Origin of the sequence: Lentzea sp. NPDC051208, assembly GCF_040682435.1 — a bacterium.
GTDB lineage: Bacteria > Actinomycetota > Actinomycetes > Mycobacteriales > Pseudonocardiaceae > Lentzea > Lentzea kristufekii.
Genome location: NZ_JBFBAW010000014.1, coordinates 184565 through 201367, shown reverse-complemented (window position 1 = coordinate 201367; position 16803 = coordinate 184565). Strand labels below are relative to the sequence as shown.

The window sequence follows — 16803 nt, the reverse complement described above, 5'->3', positions numbered from 1 at the left end:
GACGAAGCACCGATGAGCACTCCGCGACTGCTCTCAAACCGCTACGAACTGGGTGAGACTCTCGGGTACGGCGGCATGTCCGAGGTCCACAAGGGGCGGGACGTCCGCCTCGGCAGAGACGTGGCGATCAAGGTGCTGCGGGCCGACCTCGCCCGTGACTCCCAGTTCCAGGAACGATTCCGCCGTGAGGCGCAGAACTCCGCCGCCCTGAACCACCCGGCGATCGTCGCCGTCTACGACACAGGTGAGACGCAGACCGAGTACGGCCCGTTGCCGTACATCGTGATGGAGTTCGTCGACGGACGAACGCTGCGCGACATCGTGAAGACGCAGGGCCCGCTGTCGGGCAAGCGCGCGATGGAGGTCATGGCCGACGTCTCGGCCGCGCTCGACTTCAGCCACCGGCACGGGATCGTCCACCGCGACGTGAAGCCGGCGAACGTGATGATCACGAAGTCCGGCGCCGTGAAGGTGATGGACTTCGGCATCGCCCGTGCGCTGCACGACGGCCAGGCCGCGGTCACCCAGACCGCCGCCGTCATCGGCACGGCCCAGTACCTGTCGCCGGAGCAGGCGCGCGGCGAGTCCGTCGACGCCCGTTCCGACGTCTACGCCGCCGGTTGTGTGCTGTTCGAACTGCTCACGGGCGAGCCCCCGTTCACCGGTGACTCGCCCGTCGCGGTCGCGTACCAGCACGTGCGGGAAGACCCGAAGGCCCCGTCGCAGCTGAACCCGAAGGTGTCGCCGCAGCTCGACGCGATCGTGCTGAAGGCGATGTCGAAGGGCCCGGCGAACCGCTACCAGTCGGCCGCCGAGATGCGCGGCGACCTGGTGCGTGTGCTGTCGGGTCAGCGTCCGTCCGCTCCGGCCGTGATGACGGCCGAGGACCGCACCGCCGTGATGAACGAGCAGGCGGCGGCGCGTCCCGCGCGCACGCAGGTCGTGTCCGGCGGCAGGCACCGCCCGGCGGCGTTGAAGTCGGAGCCGGACGACGACTACGACCCTATCGCCGACGAGGAAGAAGAGCGTCGCGCGAAGCGCAAGAAGGCCATCATGGTCACGCTGGTGGTGATCCTGTGCGTGGCCGTCCTCGGTCTCGCCGCGTGGATCACCAAGAACGCGATGGACCAGGGCAGCGAGGCGACGGAGAAGGTATCGGTCCCGTCGATCGTGGGCCTGAGTCCGTTGGAGGCCAAGGAGAGGGTCCAGAAGCTCGGCCTCGTGGCCGTCCAGGAGGACATCGCCTGCGAGCCCGGCCCGAACGGCGCCGCCGCGAAGTGCAACGCCGACCAGATCAACAAGGTGATCGGCACCAACCCGCCGGAGGGCACCCAGCTGGTCAAGGGCGGGCAGGTCACCATCTCCGTCGGCGCGCCTCCCGGTGAGGGCACGGTCCCCGACCTGAAGGGCAAGACCGCGCAGGAGGCCCAGTCGATCCTGGACAAGGATCCCAACGGCTTCAAGCTGCAGCAGGGCGAGTCCATCGAGGTCGACGACCCGGCCAAGGCCGGCAAGGTCGCGCAGCAGAACCCCGAGGTCGGCCTGAAGCTGAAAAAGGGCGGCACGATCAACATCCAGCTCGGCAGGGCGCCGGACAAGGTGAACGTGCCCGGCGTCGTGAACGACGACCAGGCCGACGCCCGCCAGACGCTGGAGGGTTCCGGCTTCAAGGTCGTCATCGACCCGGTCGACAGCTCCAAGCCCGAGGGCACCGTCATCTCGCAGAACCCGGTCGCCAACAGCAAGGCGGAAAAGGGTGCGACGGTCACGCTGAAGGTGTCGAAGGGCAACCAGTTCGAGATGCCGGACCTGGTGGGCATGACCCAGAAGGAAGCCGAGCAGAAGCTGAAGTCGCTGGGCTGGAACGCTTCCTTCAACGTGCAGAAGGAGACGGTCACCGACCCGTCGAAGCGCGACCAGGTGCTGACGCAGCAGCCGCCCAAGGGCACGTTGATCACCAAGGGCACCGCGGTGACCGTGACAGTCGGCCAGCTGGGAATCGGCGGAAGTTGATTCTCCGAACGTGTGAAAAGGGGCGGCTTCCGCGAGGAAGCCGCCCCTTTTTCGTGGCCTGCTACAGACGCGCGGCCGCGGCGAGCGTGCGCATGCCGGTCTCGAGCGTCGCGACCGTGGACTCGGGAACCTCGAAGCCGCAGACCTTGAGCCAGTTCGCGAGCATCCGGTGGCCGCCGTCGGTCAGCACCGACTCGGGGTGGAACTGCACACCCTCGACCGGGAGTTCCTTGTGGCGCATGCCCATCACGATGCCGGTCTCGGTCTTGCCGGTGACCTCGAACTCGGCGGGGATCGTCTCCGGCAGCACCGTCAGCGAGTGGTAGCGCGTCGCGATGAACGGCTGCGGCACGCCGGCGAGAACACCCTTGCCCTCGTGGAAGACGATGCTCGTCTTGCCGTGCAACAACTCGGGCGCTCGATCGACCGTGCCGCCCCAGACCACACCGATGGCCTGGTGGCCGAGGCACACGCCGAAGACGGGTTTGCCGGTGTCGGCACACTTCTTGATGACGTCGATGCTCGCGCCCGCCCGCTCCGGTGTACCGGGGCCGGGGCTGACGAGGACACCGTCGACCTTGCCGATCTCGTCGAGGTCCACCTCGTCGTTGCGCCGCACGACGCACTCCGCACCCAGCTGAGCCAGGTACTGGACCAGGTTGTAGACGAAGCTGTCGTAGTTGTCGACCACGAGCACGCGCATGGACAGAGCCTAGTCGGTCGAGTCGAGTGAGTTAGCTCTCGTCTCCGTTGAGGTAAGGCTACCCTAAAATAGGTGTCATGAGTCGCACCTTGCGCGTCGCGGTCGTCGGCGCCGGACCGGCGGGCGTCTACGCCGCCGACATCCTGACCAAGTCCGACGTCGACGCGCAGATCGACCTCTTCGAAAAGCTGCCGGCGCCCTACGGCCTGGTCCGCTACGGCGTCGCACCGGACCACCCGCGCATCAAGGGCATCGTCACCGCCCTGCAGAAGGTGCTCGACCGCCCGTCGGTCCGCTTCTTCGGCAACGTCGAGTACGGCGTCGACATCAAGCTCGACGATCTGCGCCAGTTCTACGACGCCGTCATCTTCTCCACCGGCGCCTCGGCCGACCGCGCCCTCGACATCCCCGGCATCGACCTGCAGGGCAGCTACGGCGCCGCGGACTTCGTGTCCTGGTACGACGGCCACCCCGACGTCCCGCGCACCTGGCCGCTCGAGGCCCGGTCCGTCGCGGTGCTGGGCGTCGGCAACGTCGCCCTGGACGTGGCCCGCATCCTGGCGAAGACCGCGGACGAACTGCTGGTGACCGAGATCCCCGAGAACGTCTACGAGGGCCTGTCGTCCTCCCCCGTCACGGACGTGCACGTCTTCGGCCGCCGCGGCCCGGCCCAGGCCAAGTTCACGCCGCTGGAACTGCGCGAACTCGACCACTCGCCGAACGTCGAGGTGATCGTCCACGCCGAGGGCATCGAGTTCGACGAGGCCTCGATGCACGCGATCAGGACCAACAAGCAGGTCGAGATGATCGTGAAGACCCTCCAGGAATGGGCGATCCGCGACGTCGGCACCCGCCAGCGCCGCTTGCACCTGCACTTCCTGGAGGCACCGGTCGAGGTGCTCGGCTCCGACAAGGTCACCGGCCTGCGCACCGAGACCCAGGAGCTGACCGGCGACGGCAACGTCCGCGGCACCGGCGTCTTCACCGACTGGGACGTCCAGGCCGTCTACCGCGCCGTCGGCTACCTCTCGACGCACCTGCCCGACATCCCGTTCGACCACGTCTCGGGCACGATCCCCCACCAGGCCGGCCGCGTGCTGGACCTCGACGAGGTGCCCATGCCCGGCGTCTACACGACCGGCTGGATCAAGCGCGGCCCGATCGGCCTCATCGGCCACACCAAGGGCGACGCCCTGGAGACCATCACGAGCCTCCTGGAAGACGCCGCCGAACTCCCCCGCGCCACCTCGCCGTCGCCGGCGGCAGTGGTCGAGTTCCTGGAGCAGCGCGGCGTGCCGTTCGTCACCAACGAGGGCTGGGGCCGGCTCGACGCGCACGAGATCGCGCTGGGCGCGGCGCACGGCCGTGACCGCGTGAAGGTCGTGTCGCGCGAGGAGATGACCACGATCTCGAACGGCTGAGCTTGAACGGCCGGACGCCGTTCCCCGATGAAGCCGCCATCGCGCTTGGTCGCGATGGCGGTTTCACTTATTCCGTCGGCGCCTGTGCGGACACTTGATCCGTGAACGCCGAGCTCCGCAAACGCTTGTTCCGTCTCAACGCCGACCTCGCCGACAACACGGTCGTCCCTGAACGGGTGGTGTGGCTTGCGTGCGACCTGCTGGTCGCCGGCCTCGACTCCCCCGCACTGTGCGAGCTCGCGGGCGAGTCGCCGACCCGGCTGTCGAAGCGGGAGGCCGACGCGCTGGTCGAGCAGGTGCTCGTCGAACTCGGCGTCACGCTGATGTCCGAGGAGGAAGCCGACTGGTACCTCGGCCGCGAAGCCGCGCTCAGGGTCGTTGCCGGGGCGCCTCGCGCCGAGTGGGACGACGCGACCTGGCGCATCACCGCGAGGGTGAACGACGAGGAGGACGGCGTCTACTGGGCGTTGGCGCAGTACAACACCAACCCCGAGCCGTTCCTCGGCTACGTCCGCGAGTACCTGCGGCTCGCCGAGGAGCGGCTCACTGGGTGGTGACGTTGTTGAACGGCAGCTTCGGCTCCGCCCACGGGAACACCACGAACATCAGCAGCGCGACGATGCCGACGACCAGCACGACAGCCTCGATGACCCGCAGGAACAGCGGGCCCGGCAGGTGCCGCCAGATCCAGCCGTACATCAGCCCTCCGTCATCTCGGGCGGCACGAAGCCGTCGGCCACCGGGTAGCTCTTGGTCTCGATGGCGTGCACGATCAGGCGCTGCTTGTCGGAGAAGCGCGGGTGGCAGGTCGTCAGCGTGAGCAGCCGGGCCTGCTTGTCGGCGGGCACGGTCGCGCCCACCTGGTACGGGATGGGGGCGATGACCTCGCCCTGGGACGGCGCGACGATCTCCTGGCCGACGGTCTTCGCGTAGGCCTCGCCGAGGGTCGTCGACAGCGGGGCGACGCCGGCGCAGGCGGGTTCCTTCGACTTCGGGTTCGAGGCCCAGCCGGCCACCTCGCTCCTCATCGGCAGCACCCGGTAGACGAACCACTGGGTCTGGGTCTGCACGACGATCGAGTTGCAGGACTGGAGCAGGTCGAGGTCGTTGAACGGCGCGCCCTTGCCCACGCGGTGGCCCGCGATGGAGAAGTTGCCCGCCTCGCCCGGATGGGCGGTGTCCTTGTAGTGGCCGGGACCGATTTCGAGGTGCTTGTCCGTGGTGCCCTCGACGACGGAGAACTTCCAGTCGTTGCCGAACACCGGGATGTACATCTTCGCGAAGGCCTTGCCCTCGATGAGGTTCAGCTGCGACTTGCGGTTCGGGTCGGCCGGGGGCGGCGTGACGACGTTCGAGCTCCATTCGGAGTCGAGCGCGGCGGTCGCGTCCTGCTGCTTCTCCGCGGAGAGCAGGTCGGTCACGTAGACCTCGTAGACGACGAACAGGAGTACGACGAGGCCCATCGTGATGAGGGCTTCGCCGACGCCTCGCACGGCCTTGCGACCGAAGCTGTCCGGCGGCGGGGTGTCCTTCGCCGGAGGCTCGTCGTCGTAGTACTCGTCATCGTCGTAGTACTCGTCGTCGTAGTCGTCCTCGACGCGCGGGATCACCTCGGTGGGCGGATCGACCGGGCGGGGACGTGGGGGCGGCATCGGCATCGGCCTGCGGGGCATTCCGCCCGGCGGCGTTCCGGGAGGCGGCATTCCGGGAGGAGGCACCGGGCGGCCCGGCTGGGGCATGCCGCGCGCGGGCGTACCGGGCGGCGGGCCGGGGAACGGCGGGCGCTGCTGGGCGTTCGGAGGCAGGCTTCCGGAGAAAGCACTGGTGAACTGGGTCGCCTCGGGCGGTGGCACGGTGTGGGGGGTCGGCGTGGCCCGCACGTGCTGCAGGTCATCACGACGAGGTACAGGACGCCGTGGAGGCGGCTGCTGGGGTCCCGAGTTCACCTGAGAACCTCCGCGCGGACTGTGAACTGAAAACAACTGCGTCTACAAGGATGGTTCGCTGACCACCGCCGCTACGTTAACGTGTCTACTGAGTAGTGCACGTAAACTCGCGTCACTCACGGATATCCACGTCAGGCGAGGACAGCATGCCCAAGTCGAAGGTCCGGAAGAAGGCGGTCTACACCGCACCCACTGACCGCCGCACGCCGGTCAAGGTCAAGGCAGCGGGGCCGTCTCACCCGGTCTACGTCGTTGTCATGCTCGGCTTCATGCTGCTGGGCCTCGCGTGGCTGGTCGTCAACTACCTCGCGGCCGAGAAGATCCCGTTCATGCTCGAGCTGGGCGCGTGGAACTTCGCCATCGGCTTCGCGCTGATGATCATCGGCCTGCTGATGACGATGCGCTGGCGCTGAGCGCTCGGCAGGTCACTGTTCGTACAGGTCGGCCCGGACGTCACACGTCCGGGCCGACCTTTGTTCGTGCCAGGTTCACCTGGTTCATCTCTGCGTCACCGAAGCACACGGCTGTAAGTCATCCCCATTGGGGACAAGTCCTGTGGACAACTTTGCACCAAAATGCACAAGCGACGGTTTTCCCTCATGCGGAGCCGTTCAGTTGTCCACATTTCATGCGGGACACTCGACAGTGTGACTCGAACCTGGTCGACGCCCGTCCCGCTGATCGCCACCGCGTGGGTGGCCGCCCTCGCTCTCGCCGTCGCGGCGTACATCGCCGACGACAACGCGGGCCGTCTCCTCATCGGACTGGCAACGCTGCTGGTCACCGGCCTCGCGGCGTTCGCCACGATCGCACGCCCGAGGCTCACCGCGGACGTCGACGGCCTGTCCGTGCGCGGGTTCACGGGCACGACGCTGCTGCCGTGGCACGAGGTGAAGGTCAAGCTGCAGACCACCCGCCGGTTCGGCAGGGAACAGCAGACATTGGAACTCGACGCCGACGACCGCCTCGTGGTGCTCACGAGGCTGGACCTCGGCGCCGATCCCGAAGAAGTCGCCGGAGTGCTGCACGCACTGCGGCCGTGAATCAGTTCTAGCGGCACGTCCTGGCGTACTCGAGGATCACTTCGGCCGCCGTGTCGAGTTCGAAGGCACGCAACACGAACATGACCCCGAGCAACAACGCGGCCGCCGCAACAGCGCCGATCTGGTAGGCGTTGCGGTTCTTCGCGGGCGCCTTGACCATGGCGAGTGTCAGCAGGCCGCCGATCACGAACCCGCCGAGGTGCCCGAGCAGCGAGGCGTTGGTGAAGAGGTTCGACACCAGGTTGATGCCGACCACCACGAGGATCGTCGAGATGTCGCGCTTCTGGCGCTTGAACACGATCAGCAACGCGCCCATCAGGCCGAACACCGCACCGGACGCACCGGCGAGCTGCTGGCAGACGGTGCCGAAGAAGAAGGCCGCCGCACTGCCGCCGAGCAGCGACAGGAAGTAGACGGCGCTGTACCGCAGCTTGCCCAGTTCCTGCTCGACCACGGGGCCCACCACGAAGAGCGCTGCCATGTTGAGCGCGAGGTGGAGCAGGCCGAAGTGCATGAAGCCCGACGTGAGGATCCGCCACCACTCACCGTTGGCGGTGAGCTCCGGGATCATCGAGGTCGCGGTGAACAGGCCGGCCCGCTGGTTGTTCATCGGGCTGCCGGACTGGACGACCGTGACCACGTACGCGAGCACGTTGAGCGCGATCATCACCTGCGTGATGATCGGACGGCCGTTCGAGGCCACCGCGCCCGCGGACGTGCGGGCTTGGCGAACCGTGCGGGCACCCTCGTTCACGCAGTCGACGCAGTGCATGCCGACCGAGGCGTCGCGCAGACAGTCCGGGCACGCCGGACGGTCGCACCTGCTGCAGCGCAGCCGGGTAGGCCGATCGGAATGACGTACGCAGACCGGGATGTCCGGCTGCGCTCCGATCGGCCCGTCCGGTGGCACGGGGGCGTTGCTCACGCGCGTTCGATCGTGATCCGCTCGATCTTGATGTCGTTGACCGGACGGTCGCCCGCACCGGTCGTGGTGCCGCCGATCGCGTCGACGACGTTGCGCGAATCCTGGTCGGCGACCTCACCGAAGATCGTGTGCTTGAAGTTCAGCCACGTCGTCGGCGCCACGGTGATGAAGAACTGCGAGCCGTTGGTGTTGGGCCCGGCGTTCGCCATCGCGAGCAGGTAGGGCTTGTTGAACTGCAGTTCGGAGTTGAACTCGTCCGCGAAGCGGTAGCCGGGGCCACCGCGACCGGTGCCGGTCGGGTCACCGGTCTGGAGCATGAAGCCGGCGATCACGCGGTGGAACAGGGTGCCGTCGTAGAACGGACCCGTCTTGGTGCCACTCGCGTTCGCTTCGGTGTAGGACTTCGTGCCCTCGGCGAGCCCGACGAAGTTCGCCACCGTCTTGGGGGCGTGGTCGGGGAACAGGTTGATGCGGATGTCGCCCTGCGTGGTGTGCAGGGTCGCCGTCACCTTGGTCCCGACGAAGGATTCATTGCTGTCAGCCACCACCCCATCGTGCCATCCACGGGCGGCGATGTTCAGAAAGGGGCACGATGGGTACCTCTATGACATCACCGGACGACAACGTGTGGAGCAGAGGATGGACGAGGTGGACGTCATGACCCGTGCCGGCGAGAACGTTGGCAAGGCTGTCGGCACCGGTCTGAAGGCCGCGCGTCAGGGTGTCGTTCGCGCTGGTCACGCCGCAGAGGTCAAGCTCGCCGAGCGTGGCATCACGGCGGATCAGGTTCGCGGCGTACTCGTCGAGCGGGCTGACACGCTCATGGGCAAGGCCGAGGACTGGGAGAAGCAGACTCGTCGCTCTCGCAAGCGCCTCGCCAAGAAGAGCGCGAAGACTCGCGCCGACCTCATGGGCAAGGCCGAGGTCGTGCGCAAGGAAGTGAAGAAGGCGGCGAAGAGCGCGCGCAAGGACGCGAAGGTGCGCGCCAAGGAGATCCGCAAGGCCGCGGCCCAGCTCGGTGCGGACGCACCGAAGCGCCGCCGCTGGCCGTGGGTGCTCGGTCTCCTGATCGCAGCCGCGGCAGCCGGCTACGTCGCGATGACGCGTCAGCCGCAGGAGGTCCACCTGCAGGACGAGGAGCAGGTTCCGCACGCGGAGCCCGTCCTCAACGGGCAGGTGCCCTCCCAGAAGGAGCCGATCAAGTAAGCAAGAGCGGCGGACGCTGACGTTCGCCGTGTCTCTTCCACCGCCCCCGCGCACCGCTGCGCGGGGGCGGTGTCGTGCTTCTAGTGGTGTGGCCCGCCAACGGGCCGGGTCACGCCACTAGATCTTCAGGCCCTTGATCGCCTCTTCGGCGATGCGACGGGCCTTGATCGACTGCTTCTGGTTGCTGGTGACGACCACTGCGGCGTTGCTCTTCGCCACGGCGTAGACGACGCCGCCTTCGTTGCTGACGTACCCTCCGGTCCAGCCGGTGGGCGAGTTCGCGGGCTGTGAACCGTCCGGTGCCGCCTCGTTCACGATGCGCTTGGCGATGCCCTCATCCCCCACGTAGACCCGCACGGTCAACTGGACCTCGGTCGCGTTCGCGTAGAAGAAGCACGCCGGGTGAGGTTCGTCCGTTGACAGTTTCACTTTGGGAACGCGCTGTCCGTTGGCTTCCGCGACGAAACCGGTTGTGAGGTACGGGCACGTGCCGTCGTTCGCGGGCTTGGGCGCGGGCGGCACTGTCGGAGCCGCGCTGGTAATGGTCGTGACCTGCTGGGGCTGGGTCGTGGGAACCGGCACGTCCTGGGCGACGGGGGTGCCGCATGCGGCGAGGACGCCGAGCAGGGGCAGCAGCAGTGCTCGTTTCATAGGGGCAACAGTCAACCAGATACCAAAAGCGCCTCTAGCGGGACACTCTAGATTGGTCCATACCTTTTGTGCCCTGCCCCCTGTCTCCCGCCCTGGAAGGACCCGATCATGGAGTTCCTGGAGCAACGACGAGAGCACGCTTTGGCTCTCTTCCGCGTCGTCATCGGTTTGCTCTTCGTGTTCCACGGCGTGCAGAAGCTGTCCAAGGGAGTCGATCTGCTCTCGTGGCCGTCCGGCCCGATGGCCCTCATCGAACTGATCTGCGGCGGTCTCATCATCATCGGACTGTGGACGCGCTGGGCGGCGTTGCTCGCCTCCGGCGCCATGGCCTACGCCTACTTCGTGGTGCACCAGCCGAAGGGTCTGCTGCCGATCGAGAACGGCGGCGAGCTCGCCGCGATCTACTCGTGGGCGTTCCTGCTGCTGGCGTTCACGGGTGCCGGCGCGTGGAGCATCGACGCCCTTCGCAAGGCGCCGAAGAAGTCACTCGCCTCGGCGTGACGTGATGTGCGGAATGCACTGAAGCCCTGTTCGCAACGGCGCGAACAGGGCTTCAGTGAAAGCGGATGGAGACGAGGGGAATCGAACCCCTAACCCCCGCCTTGCAAAGGCGGTGCTCTGCCAATTGAGCTACGTCCCCAAGCCTGGGGGCGGCGAACCGCCCGTCAGAGCGAAGATCAGTCGGTGGGAGCGGTGGCCTCGCGCCACAGGTCCGCGTCGGCCTTGGCCGAACGGCTGCGCTTGACGAAGAACAGAACCGCACCGGCGACCGCAACGAGTGCGATGATCTTCTTAGCCACTTCGAATCCCTCCCAAGACCGTAAACCCAACGACCCCACCACGTTACAGCAGAACGGCGACTGCCGACTGATCAACGGTGATGGGGGCTCCGGGGGCTTGCCCCCGGCCGGGGGTCTGGGGGCTTGGCCCCCAGATAAAGAACGATGATTCGGGAAAGGGTCGGCGCATTCCGCCGACACGGTAAGCCCCCGAATCGAGTGGGCCTAGGAGGACTTGAACCTCCGACCTCTTCATTATCAGTGAAGCGCTCTAACCGCCTGAGCTATAGGCCCTCGATCATCACCCCTTGGGGCAACGAGGAAGACCTTACAGGATCGTCCTCGTTGCTCCCAAATCGGGGGTCACTCACGCTCGGAGAGCGTCAACTCCAAACCACCGGCCAGATCCGCGGACACGTTGTAGACGAACGCGCCAACGGTTGCGAGGGCCGTGAACAGCACGATGTTGACCGCGCCGATGATCGCCGAGACGCCGAAGACGCGACCGGCGCTGATCAACGGTTCGCCCGGCTCGTTGGCCTGGAGCAGGTCGTTCGCGGTGCTGTTGATCTTGTCCCAGACGCCCATGCCGTGCAGGACGCCGTAGAGCACGCCGACCGCCACGAGCCAGACGAAGAACAGCGCGACGCCCAGCACCAGGGCGAGCTTGAGGACCGACCACGGGTCGACGCGCTTCACCTGGAGCGAGGCGCGGCGCGGGCCACGGCCGGGGCGGCGGGCCGACGGGGAGGACGCGGCGGGGCGGGCCCCGCCGCTGCCCATGTTCACCGACGTGCGGCTGCTGCCCAGGCCGACCGGCACGGCCGAGCCCGTGACCACGGGCTTCTGCACCTTGACGGTGTCCGGGTCGGTCTGCGGGAAGGCCGGAGCCGGTTCGTGGCCGGACGGCACGGGCGGTGCGCCGGGAGCCACGTACGTCTCCGCCGAGTCGCTCTGGGCGGCCTCCGTGTCGTTCGTCACCCGCTGCCAGGGCGGCGGTGTCGAGACGACGACCGGCTCGTCGGCGGGTGCCGGGGTGGCGCCGCCGAGCGAGACCGTCTTCTCCTCGGCGGCCGGAGCAGGAGCCGGGGCCGGCGTGGACGCCGGAGCGGGTGCGGCCGGCTTCTCCTCGGCGGGTGCCGCGGCCTCGGCCGCCTTCTCCGCCGACACGGGCTTGGTCTTGTCCTGCGCGGTTCCACCCGAGGAACCGGAGGCCGCAGCCGAGTCCGCCTTCTTCTCCGCCGGCTTCTGCGCGGAGTTCTGCGGAGTCGGTTTGGTGATCACCGCGGTCTTGTCCGCGTCCCGACCTTCGCGGTTCTCGGGTGGAGTCACGAGCTTGTCCTTGACCTCTCGCTAGCGAATCCGACTACTCAGCCGAGTCGGTGGGGGTGGCTGCCTGGTCAGCGGCAGAGTCCTCCGCGGCAGACGCCTCACTGATGATGACGTCGCTGGGCTCGTCCGCGTTGCGTGCGACGGCGATCAAAGTGGTGCTCTCGCCGAGGTTCATCAGCCGCACGCCCTTCGTCTGCCGTCCAGCCTTGCGCACCTGCTCGGCTCGAGTCCTGATGACCCCGCCGCTCGAGGTGATGGCGTAGAGCTCGTCGTCGACGTCGACGATGAGCGCGCCCACCAGCCTCCCACGTCGGCGGTCGTGCTGAATGGTCAGCACACCCTTGCCGCCACGCCCCTGGACCGGGTAGTCCTCGATGGGCGTTCGCTTCGAGTACCCACCGTCCGTCGCGACCAAAACGAACAGGCCCTCTTGGACGACACCGACGGAAAGCAGCTCGTCATCGGCGTTGAAGCGCATGCCCTGCACGCCTGACGTGGCACGCCCCATGGGGCGCAGCACGTCGTCGGTGGCGTGGAAGCGGATCGACTGGCCGTCCGCGGACACCATGAGCAGGTCGTCATCTGCTGAGCACAGCACGGCTCCGACCAGCTCGTCGTCCTCACGCAGGTTGATGCCGATTAGTCCACCCGATCGGTTGGAATCGAAGTCGGACAACTTCGACTTCTTCACCAGACCCTTGCGGGTGGCCAGCACGAGGTACGGCGACACGTCGTAGTTCTTGATCTGGATGACCTGCGCGATCTCCTCCTCCGGCTGGAACGCGAGGAGGTTCGCGACGTGCTGGCCGCGGGCGTTGCGGTTCGCCTCGGGCAGCTCGTACGCCTTCGTGCGGTACACCCGCCCCTTGTTCGTGAAGAACAGGATCCAGTCGTGCGTCGAGCACACGAAGAAGTGCGCGACGATGTCGTCCTGCTTGAGCTGTGCGCCCTGCACGCCCTTGCCGCCGCGCTTCTGCGCCCGGTAGAGGTCGGTCTTGGTGCGCTTCGCGTAGCCGGTGCGCGTGATCGTGACGACCACGTCCTCGACCGCGATCAGGTCCTCCATGGACACGTCGCCGTCGAACGGGATGATCTCCGTGCGCCGGTCGTCGCCGTACTTGTCCACAATGGCCATGAGCTCGTCGCGCACGATGGCGCGCTGCCGCTCCGGCTTCGCGAGGATGTCCTGGAGGTCCGCGATCTCGACCTCGATCTCGGCCAGCTGGTCGATGATCTTCTGGCGTTCCAGTGCCGCCAGGCGGCGCAGCTGCATCTCCAGGATCGCGTTCGCCTGGATCTCGTCGACGTCGAGCAGCTCCATCAGGCCCGTGCGCGCGATGTCCGGCGTCTGCGACCGGCGGATCAGCGCGATGACCTCGTCGAGGTGGTCGAGCGCCTTGACCAGACCGCGCAACACGTGCGCGCGCTCCTCGGCCTTGCGCAGGCGGAACCTGGTCCGCCGGACGATGACCTCGATCTGGTGCTTCACGTAGTGGCGGATCATCTGGTCGAGCCGCAGGGTGCGCGGCACGCCGTCGACCAGCGCCAGCATGTTCACGCCGAACGAGTACTGCAGCTGGGTGTGCTTGTAGAGGTTGTTCAGCACGACCTTCGCCACCGCGTCGCGCTTCAGCGTGATCACGATGCGCATGCCGCTGCGGCTGTTCGACTCGTCCGCGATGTTCGAGATGCCCGTGAGCTTCGCGTCACGCACGAGCGCGGCGATGTTCTCGACGAGGTTGTCGGGGTTGACCTGGTAGGGCAGCTCGGTGACGACCAGGATCGTGCGGCCCTTGGCGTCCTCGTCGACCTCGATGACGGCGCGCATCTTCACCGAGCCGCGGCCGGTGCGGTACGCGTCCTGGATGCCCGAGTTGCCGAGGATCTGACCGTACGTCGGGAAGTCCGGGCCCTTGATCCGCTCGATCACGGCTTCGAGGGTGTCCTCGTCGGAGGCCTCCCAGTTGTCCAGCGCCCACACCACGCCCGACGCGACCTCGCGGAGGTTGTGCGGCGGGATGTTCGTCGCCATGCCGACCGCGATGCCCGAGCTGCCGTTGATCAGCAGGTTGGGGATGCGGGACGGCAGGACCGTCGGCTCCTGGATGCGGCCGTCGTAGTTGTCGCGGAAGTCGACGGTCTCTTCCTCGATGTCCGCGAGCATCTGCATGGCCAGCGGGGTCAGGCGGCACTCGGTGTAGCGCATGGCGGCGGCGGGGTCGTTGCCCGGCGAGCCGAAGTTGCCCTGGCCGTCGATCAGCGGGTACCGCATGGCCCACGGCTGGGCGAGCCGCACGAGCGCGTCGTAGATCGACGAGTCGCCGTGCGGGTGGTAGTTGCCCATCACGTCGCCGACGACGCGGGCGCACTTGTTGTAGCCGCGGTCCGGCCGGAACCCCGAGTCGAACATCGAGTAGAGCACGCGGATGTGGACGGGCTTGAGTCCGTCGCGCACGTCCGGCAGTGCCCGGCCGACGATGACGCTCATCGCGTACGCGATGTAGGAGTTCTGCATCTCCTGCTGGATGTCGACCGGCTCGGTGCGGTCGTGCTCCGGCGGAAGGGTCGTCTCAGTCACGGTTCTTCTTTCCTCTTCGCCAGCCGTGGATGTCTAGAAGGGACCGGACTCAGACGTCCAGGAACTTCACGTCCTTGGCGTTGCGCGTGATGAACGAGCGGCGCGCCTCGACGTCCTCACCCATGAGCACGCTGAACAGCTCGTCGGCGGTGGCGGCGTCGTCCATGGTGACCTGGAGGAGCACCCGGTTCGCCGGGTCCATCGTGGTCTCCCACAGCTCCTCGGCGTTCATCTCGCCGAGACCCTTGTAGCGCTGGATGTTGTCTTCCTTGCCGAGCTTCTTGCCCGCCGCGAGACCTTCCCTGATCAGGCCGTCGCGCTCGCGGTCGGAGTAGGCGTACTCCGGCTCGGTGCGCTGCCACTTGATCTTGTAAAGCGGCGGCTGTGCGAGGTAGACGTGGCCGTGCTCGATGAGCGGCTGCATGAAGCGGAACAGCAGCGTCAGCAGCAGCGTGCGGATGTGCTGACCGTCGACGTCGGCGTCCGCCATCATGATGATCTTGTGATAGCGGAGCTTCGACAGGTCGAACTCTTCGTGGATGCTGGTGCCCAGAGCCGTGATGATGCTCTGGACCTCGTTGTTCTTCAGCACGCGGTCGATGCGCGCCTTCTCCACGTTGATGATCTTGCCGCGGATCGGCAGGATGGCCTGGTACATGGAGTCCCGGCCTTCCTTGGCCGAGCCGCCGGCGGAGTCGCCCTCGACGACGTAGAGCTCGCACTCCTCCGGGTTGGTGGAGCGGCAGTCCTTCAGCTTGCCCGGCAGGCCGCCGATGTCCAGCGCACCCTTGCGGCGGACCAGTTCACGGGCCTTGCGCGCGGCCATGCGGGCCTGCGCCGACGAGACCGCCTTGCTGACGATCGTCTTCGCCTCGTTGGGGTGACGCTCGAACCAGTCGGCCAGGTGCTCGTTCGTCGACTTCTGCACGAACGACTTCGCCTCGCTGTTGCCCAGCTTGGTCTTCGTCTGACCCTCGAACTGGGGCTCCTTCAACTTCACCGAGATGATCGCGGCGAGACCCTCGCGGATGTCGTCACCGGTGAGGTTGGTGTCCTTCTCCTTGAGGAGCTTCTTCTCGCGCGCGTACTCGTTGACGACGCGCGTCAGCGCGGCGCGGAAGCCCTCCTCGTGCGTGCCGCCCTCGTGCGTGTTGATCGTGTTCGCGAACGTGTAGACCGACGCCGTGTAGCCGGTGTTCCACTGCATCGCGACCTCGACCTCGAGGTCCTCGCCCTTCGCCTCGAACGCGATGACCTTCTGGTGCACCGCTTCGCGGGTGTGGTTGATGTGGCGGACGAAGTCCTCGAGCCCACCGGGGTAGTGGTAGACGCGTTCCTTCACCGCGGCCTGGTGGCCCTCGGCGTCGGCTTCCTCGTCCTCCTCCGAGACCCGCTCGTCGCGCAGGATGATCGTGATCCCCTTGTTGAGGAACGCCATCTCCTGCAGGCGGCGCGCGATCGTCTCGACGTTGTACGTCGTCGTCTCGAAGATCTCCGGGTCGGCCCAGAACGTGACCGTGGTGCCGGTCTCGTCGGTCGCCTCGCCCTGGCGCAGCTCGTGCGCGGGCTTGGAGCCCTCGTAGCGCTGGGTCCAGACGTGACCCTGGCGCCTGATCTCGAGGTCGACGGCGGTGGACAGCGCGTTCACCACGGAGATGCCGACGCCGTGCAGACCGCCGGACACCGCGTAGGAGTCGCTGTCGAACTTGCCGCCCGCGTGCAGCTTGGTCATGACGACCTCGACGGTCGGCACGTTCTCGACCGGGTGCATGTCGATCGGGATGCCGCGACCGTCGTCGATCACCCGGACGCCGCCGTTGGCCAGCAGGGTGACGTCGACCTTCGTCGCGTAACCGGCCATCGCCTCGTCGACGGAGTTGTCCACGACCTCCTGGACCAGGTGGTGCAGACCGCGCTCGCCGGTCGAGCCGATGTACATGCCCGGCCTCTTGCGCACTGCCTCGAGGCCTTCGAGGACGGTGATCGAGGACGCGCCGTACTCATTCTTCTTAGCTGACACGGGCCTGGAGTCTCCTCGCTGATGCGGGCAGGACCCGCACGGTGATGGGTGACGCTTCTGTGATTCTACCGGTGCACCCCGACAGAACGGGGCCAAGGACACCTTTGATTCGGTCACAGAGCGCCTCAAGCGCCATCAGACGGGTCAGGACCGCCGAAACGGGGGTTCAAATCCGCTGGTGAACAC

Annotated in this window: 16 protein-coding genes, 2 tRNA genes and 1 pseudogene; 7 read left to right on the top strand and 12 right to left on the bottom strand. The window is 67.1% G+C overall.

Features of this window, described 5'->3' with window-relative positions:
* Window positions 1–12: 12 nt before the first annotated feature.
* Window positions 13–2013: a Stk1 family PASTA domain-containing Ser/Thr kinase gene (gene pknB, locus AB0M48_RS31300; RefSeq protein WP_363848873.1), complete on the top strand. Its 2001-nt coding sequence runs from the start codon at window positions 13–15 to the stop codon at window positions 2011–2013.
* A gap of 61 nt (window positions 2014–2074) precedes the next feature.
* On the opposite strand, the gene AB0M48_RS31295 is transcribed toward pknB, so the two are convergent.
* Window positions 2075–2716: an aminodeoxychorismate/anthranilate synthase component II gene (locus tag AB0M48_RS31295; RefSeq protein ID WP_363848871.1), complete on the bottom strand. Its 642-nt coding sequence runs from the start codon at window positions 2714–2716 to the stop codon at window positions 2075–2077.
* A 77-nt stretch (window positions 2717–2793) separates the two neighbouring features.
* Between AB0M48_RS31295 and AB0M48_RS31290 the strand changes: the two genes are divergently transcribed.
* Window positions 2794–4137 carry an FAD-dependent oxidoreductase gene (locus AB0M48_RS31290; RefSeq protein WP_363848869.1) on the top strand — a complete coding sequence of 448 codons (1344 nt, stop codon included), beginning with the start codon at window positions 2794–2796 and terminating at the stop codon, window positions 4135–4137.
* A 101-nt stretch (window positions 4138–4238) separates the two neighbouring features.
* Complete coding sequence (locus AB0M48_RS31285) at window positions 4239–4694, top strand: hypothetical protein (protein ID WP_363848868.1); 456 nt, start codon at window positions 4239–4241, stop codon at window positions 4692–4694.
* Here AB0M48_RS31285 and AB0M48_RS31280 read toward each other — a convergent pair.
* Together AB0M48_RS31280 and AB0M48_RS31275 are read right to left on the bottom strand one after the other, a co-directional pair.
* Window positions 4681–4836: a hypothetical protein gene (locus AB0M48_RS31280; protein ID WP_090006645.1), complete on the bottom strand. Its 156-nt coding sequence runs from the start codon at window positions 4834–4836 to the stop codon at window positions 4681–4683. The genes AB0M48_RS31285 and AB0M48_RS31280 overlap by 14 nt on opposite strands.
* Entirely contained in the window at window positions 4836–5990 is a 1155-nt protein-coding gene (locus AB0M48_RS31275; protein ID WP_363848866.1) for a class E sortase, read from the bottom strand. Before AB0M48_RS31275 ends, AB0M48_RS31280 begins: the two co-directional genes overlap by 1 nt.
* A gap of 239 nt (window positions 5991–6229) precedes the next feature.
* Here AB0M48_RS31275 and crgA point away from each other — a divergent pair, with 239 nt between their 5' ends.
* Window positions 6230–6496: a cell division protein CrgA gene (gene crgA, locus AB0M48_RS31270; protein ID WP_093595063.1), complete on the top strand. Its 267-nt coding sequence runs from the start codon at window positions 6230–6232 to the stop codon at window positions 6494–6496.
* Window positions 6497–6730: 234 nt separating this feature from the next.
* A complete protein-coding gene (locus tag AB0M48_RS31265; protein ID WP_363848865.1) occupies window positions 6731–7126 on the top strand; it encodes a PH domain-containing protein in 396 nt (131 codons plus the stop codon).
* Between the two features lie 7 nt (window positions 7127–7133).
* Here the strand turns inward: AB0M48_RS31265 and AB0M48_RS31260 are convergent, their stop codons facing one another.
* Together AB0M48_RS31260 and AB0M48_RS31255 are read right to left on the bottom strand one after the other, a co-directional pair.
* Entirely contained in the window at window positions 7134–8051 is a 918-nt protein-coding gene (locus AB0M48_RS31260) for a rhomboid family intramembrane serine protease (RefSeq protein ID WP_363848863.1), read from the bottom strand.
* Entirely contained in the window at window positions 8048–8596 is a 549-nt protein-coding gene (locus AB0M48_RS31255; RefSeq protein WP_363848862.1) for a peptidylprolyl isomerase, read from the bottom strand. Before AB0M48_RS31255 ends, AB0M48_RS31260 begins: the two co-directional genes overlap by 4 nt.
* Before the next feature lie 94 nt (window positions 8597–8690).
* Between AB0M48_RS31255 and AB0M48_RS31250 the strand changes: the two genes are divergently transcribed.
* Complete coding sequence (locus AB0M48_RS31250; protein WP_363848861.1) at window positions 8691–9257, top strand: hypothetical protein; 567 nt, start codon at window positions 8691–8693, stop codon at window positions 9255–9257.
* A 117-nt stretch (window positions 9258–9374) separates the two neighbouring features.
* On the opposite strand, the gene AB0M48_RS31245 is transcribed toward AB0M48_RS31250, so the two are convergent.
* Window positions 9375–9908 (bottom strand): DUF2020 domain-containing protein, encoded by a 534-nt coding sequence (locus AB0M48_RS31245; RefSeq protein WP_363848860.1) that lies wholly within the window; start codon window positions 9906–9908, stop codon window positions 9375–9377.
* 108 nt (window positions 9909–10016) lie between these two features.
* On the opposite strand from AB0M48_RS31245, the gene AB0M48_RS31240 reads away from it, so the two are divergent.
* On the top strand, window positions 10017–10409 hold the full coding sequence (locus AB0M48_RS31240; RefSeq protein WP_363848858.1) for a DoxX family protein: 393 nt from the start codon (window positions 10017–10019) through the stop codon (window positions 10407–10409).
* Between the two features lie 66 nt (window positions 10410–10475).
* Here AB0M48_RS31240 and AB0M48_RS31235 read toward each other — a convergent pair.
* From AB0M48_RS31235 to gyrB, 6 genes and pseudogenes are all read right to left on the bottom strand, one after another.
* Window positions 10476–10548 (bottom strand) — tRNA-Ala (locus tag AB0M48_RS31235).
* A gap of 40 nt (window positions 10549–10588) precedes the next feature.
* Window positions 10589–10708 (bottom strand): annotated as a pseudogene (locus AB0M48_RS31230) (DLW-39 family protein); the annotation flags it as partial.
* A gap of 199 nt (window positions 10709–10907) precedes the next feature.
* A tRNA-Ile gene (locus AB0M48_RS31225) sits at window positions 10908–10981 on the bottom strand.
* A 69-nt stretch (window positions 10982–11050) separates the two neighbouring features.
* A complete protein-coding gene (locus tag AB0M48_RS31220; RefSeq protein WP_363848857.1) occupies window positions 11051–12019 on the bottom strand; it encodes a DUF3566 domain-containing protein in 969 nt (322 codons plus the stop codon).
* Between the two features lie 34 nt (window positions 12020–12053).
* On the bottom strand, window positions 12054–14597 hold the full coding sequence (gyrA, locus tag AB0M48_RS31215) for a DNA gyrase subunit A (RefSeq protein WP_363848855.1): 2544 nt from the start codon (window positions 14595–14597) through the stop codon (window positions 12054–12056).
* Window positions 14598–14646: 49 nt separating this feature from the next.
* Window positions 14647–16617, bottom strand: a complete 1971-nt coding sequence (gyrB, locus tag AB0M48_RS31210; RefSeq protein ID WP_363848853.1) for a DNA topoisomerase (ATP-hydrolyzing) subunit B — start codon at window positions 16615–16617, stop codon at window positions 14647–14649.
* Window positions 16618–16803 lie beyond the last annotated feature (186 nt).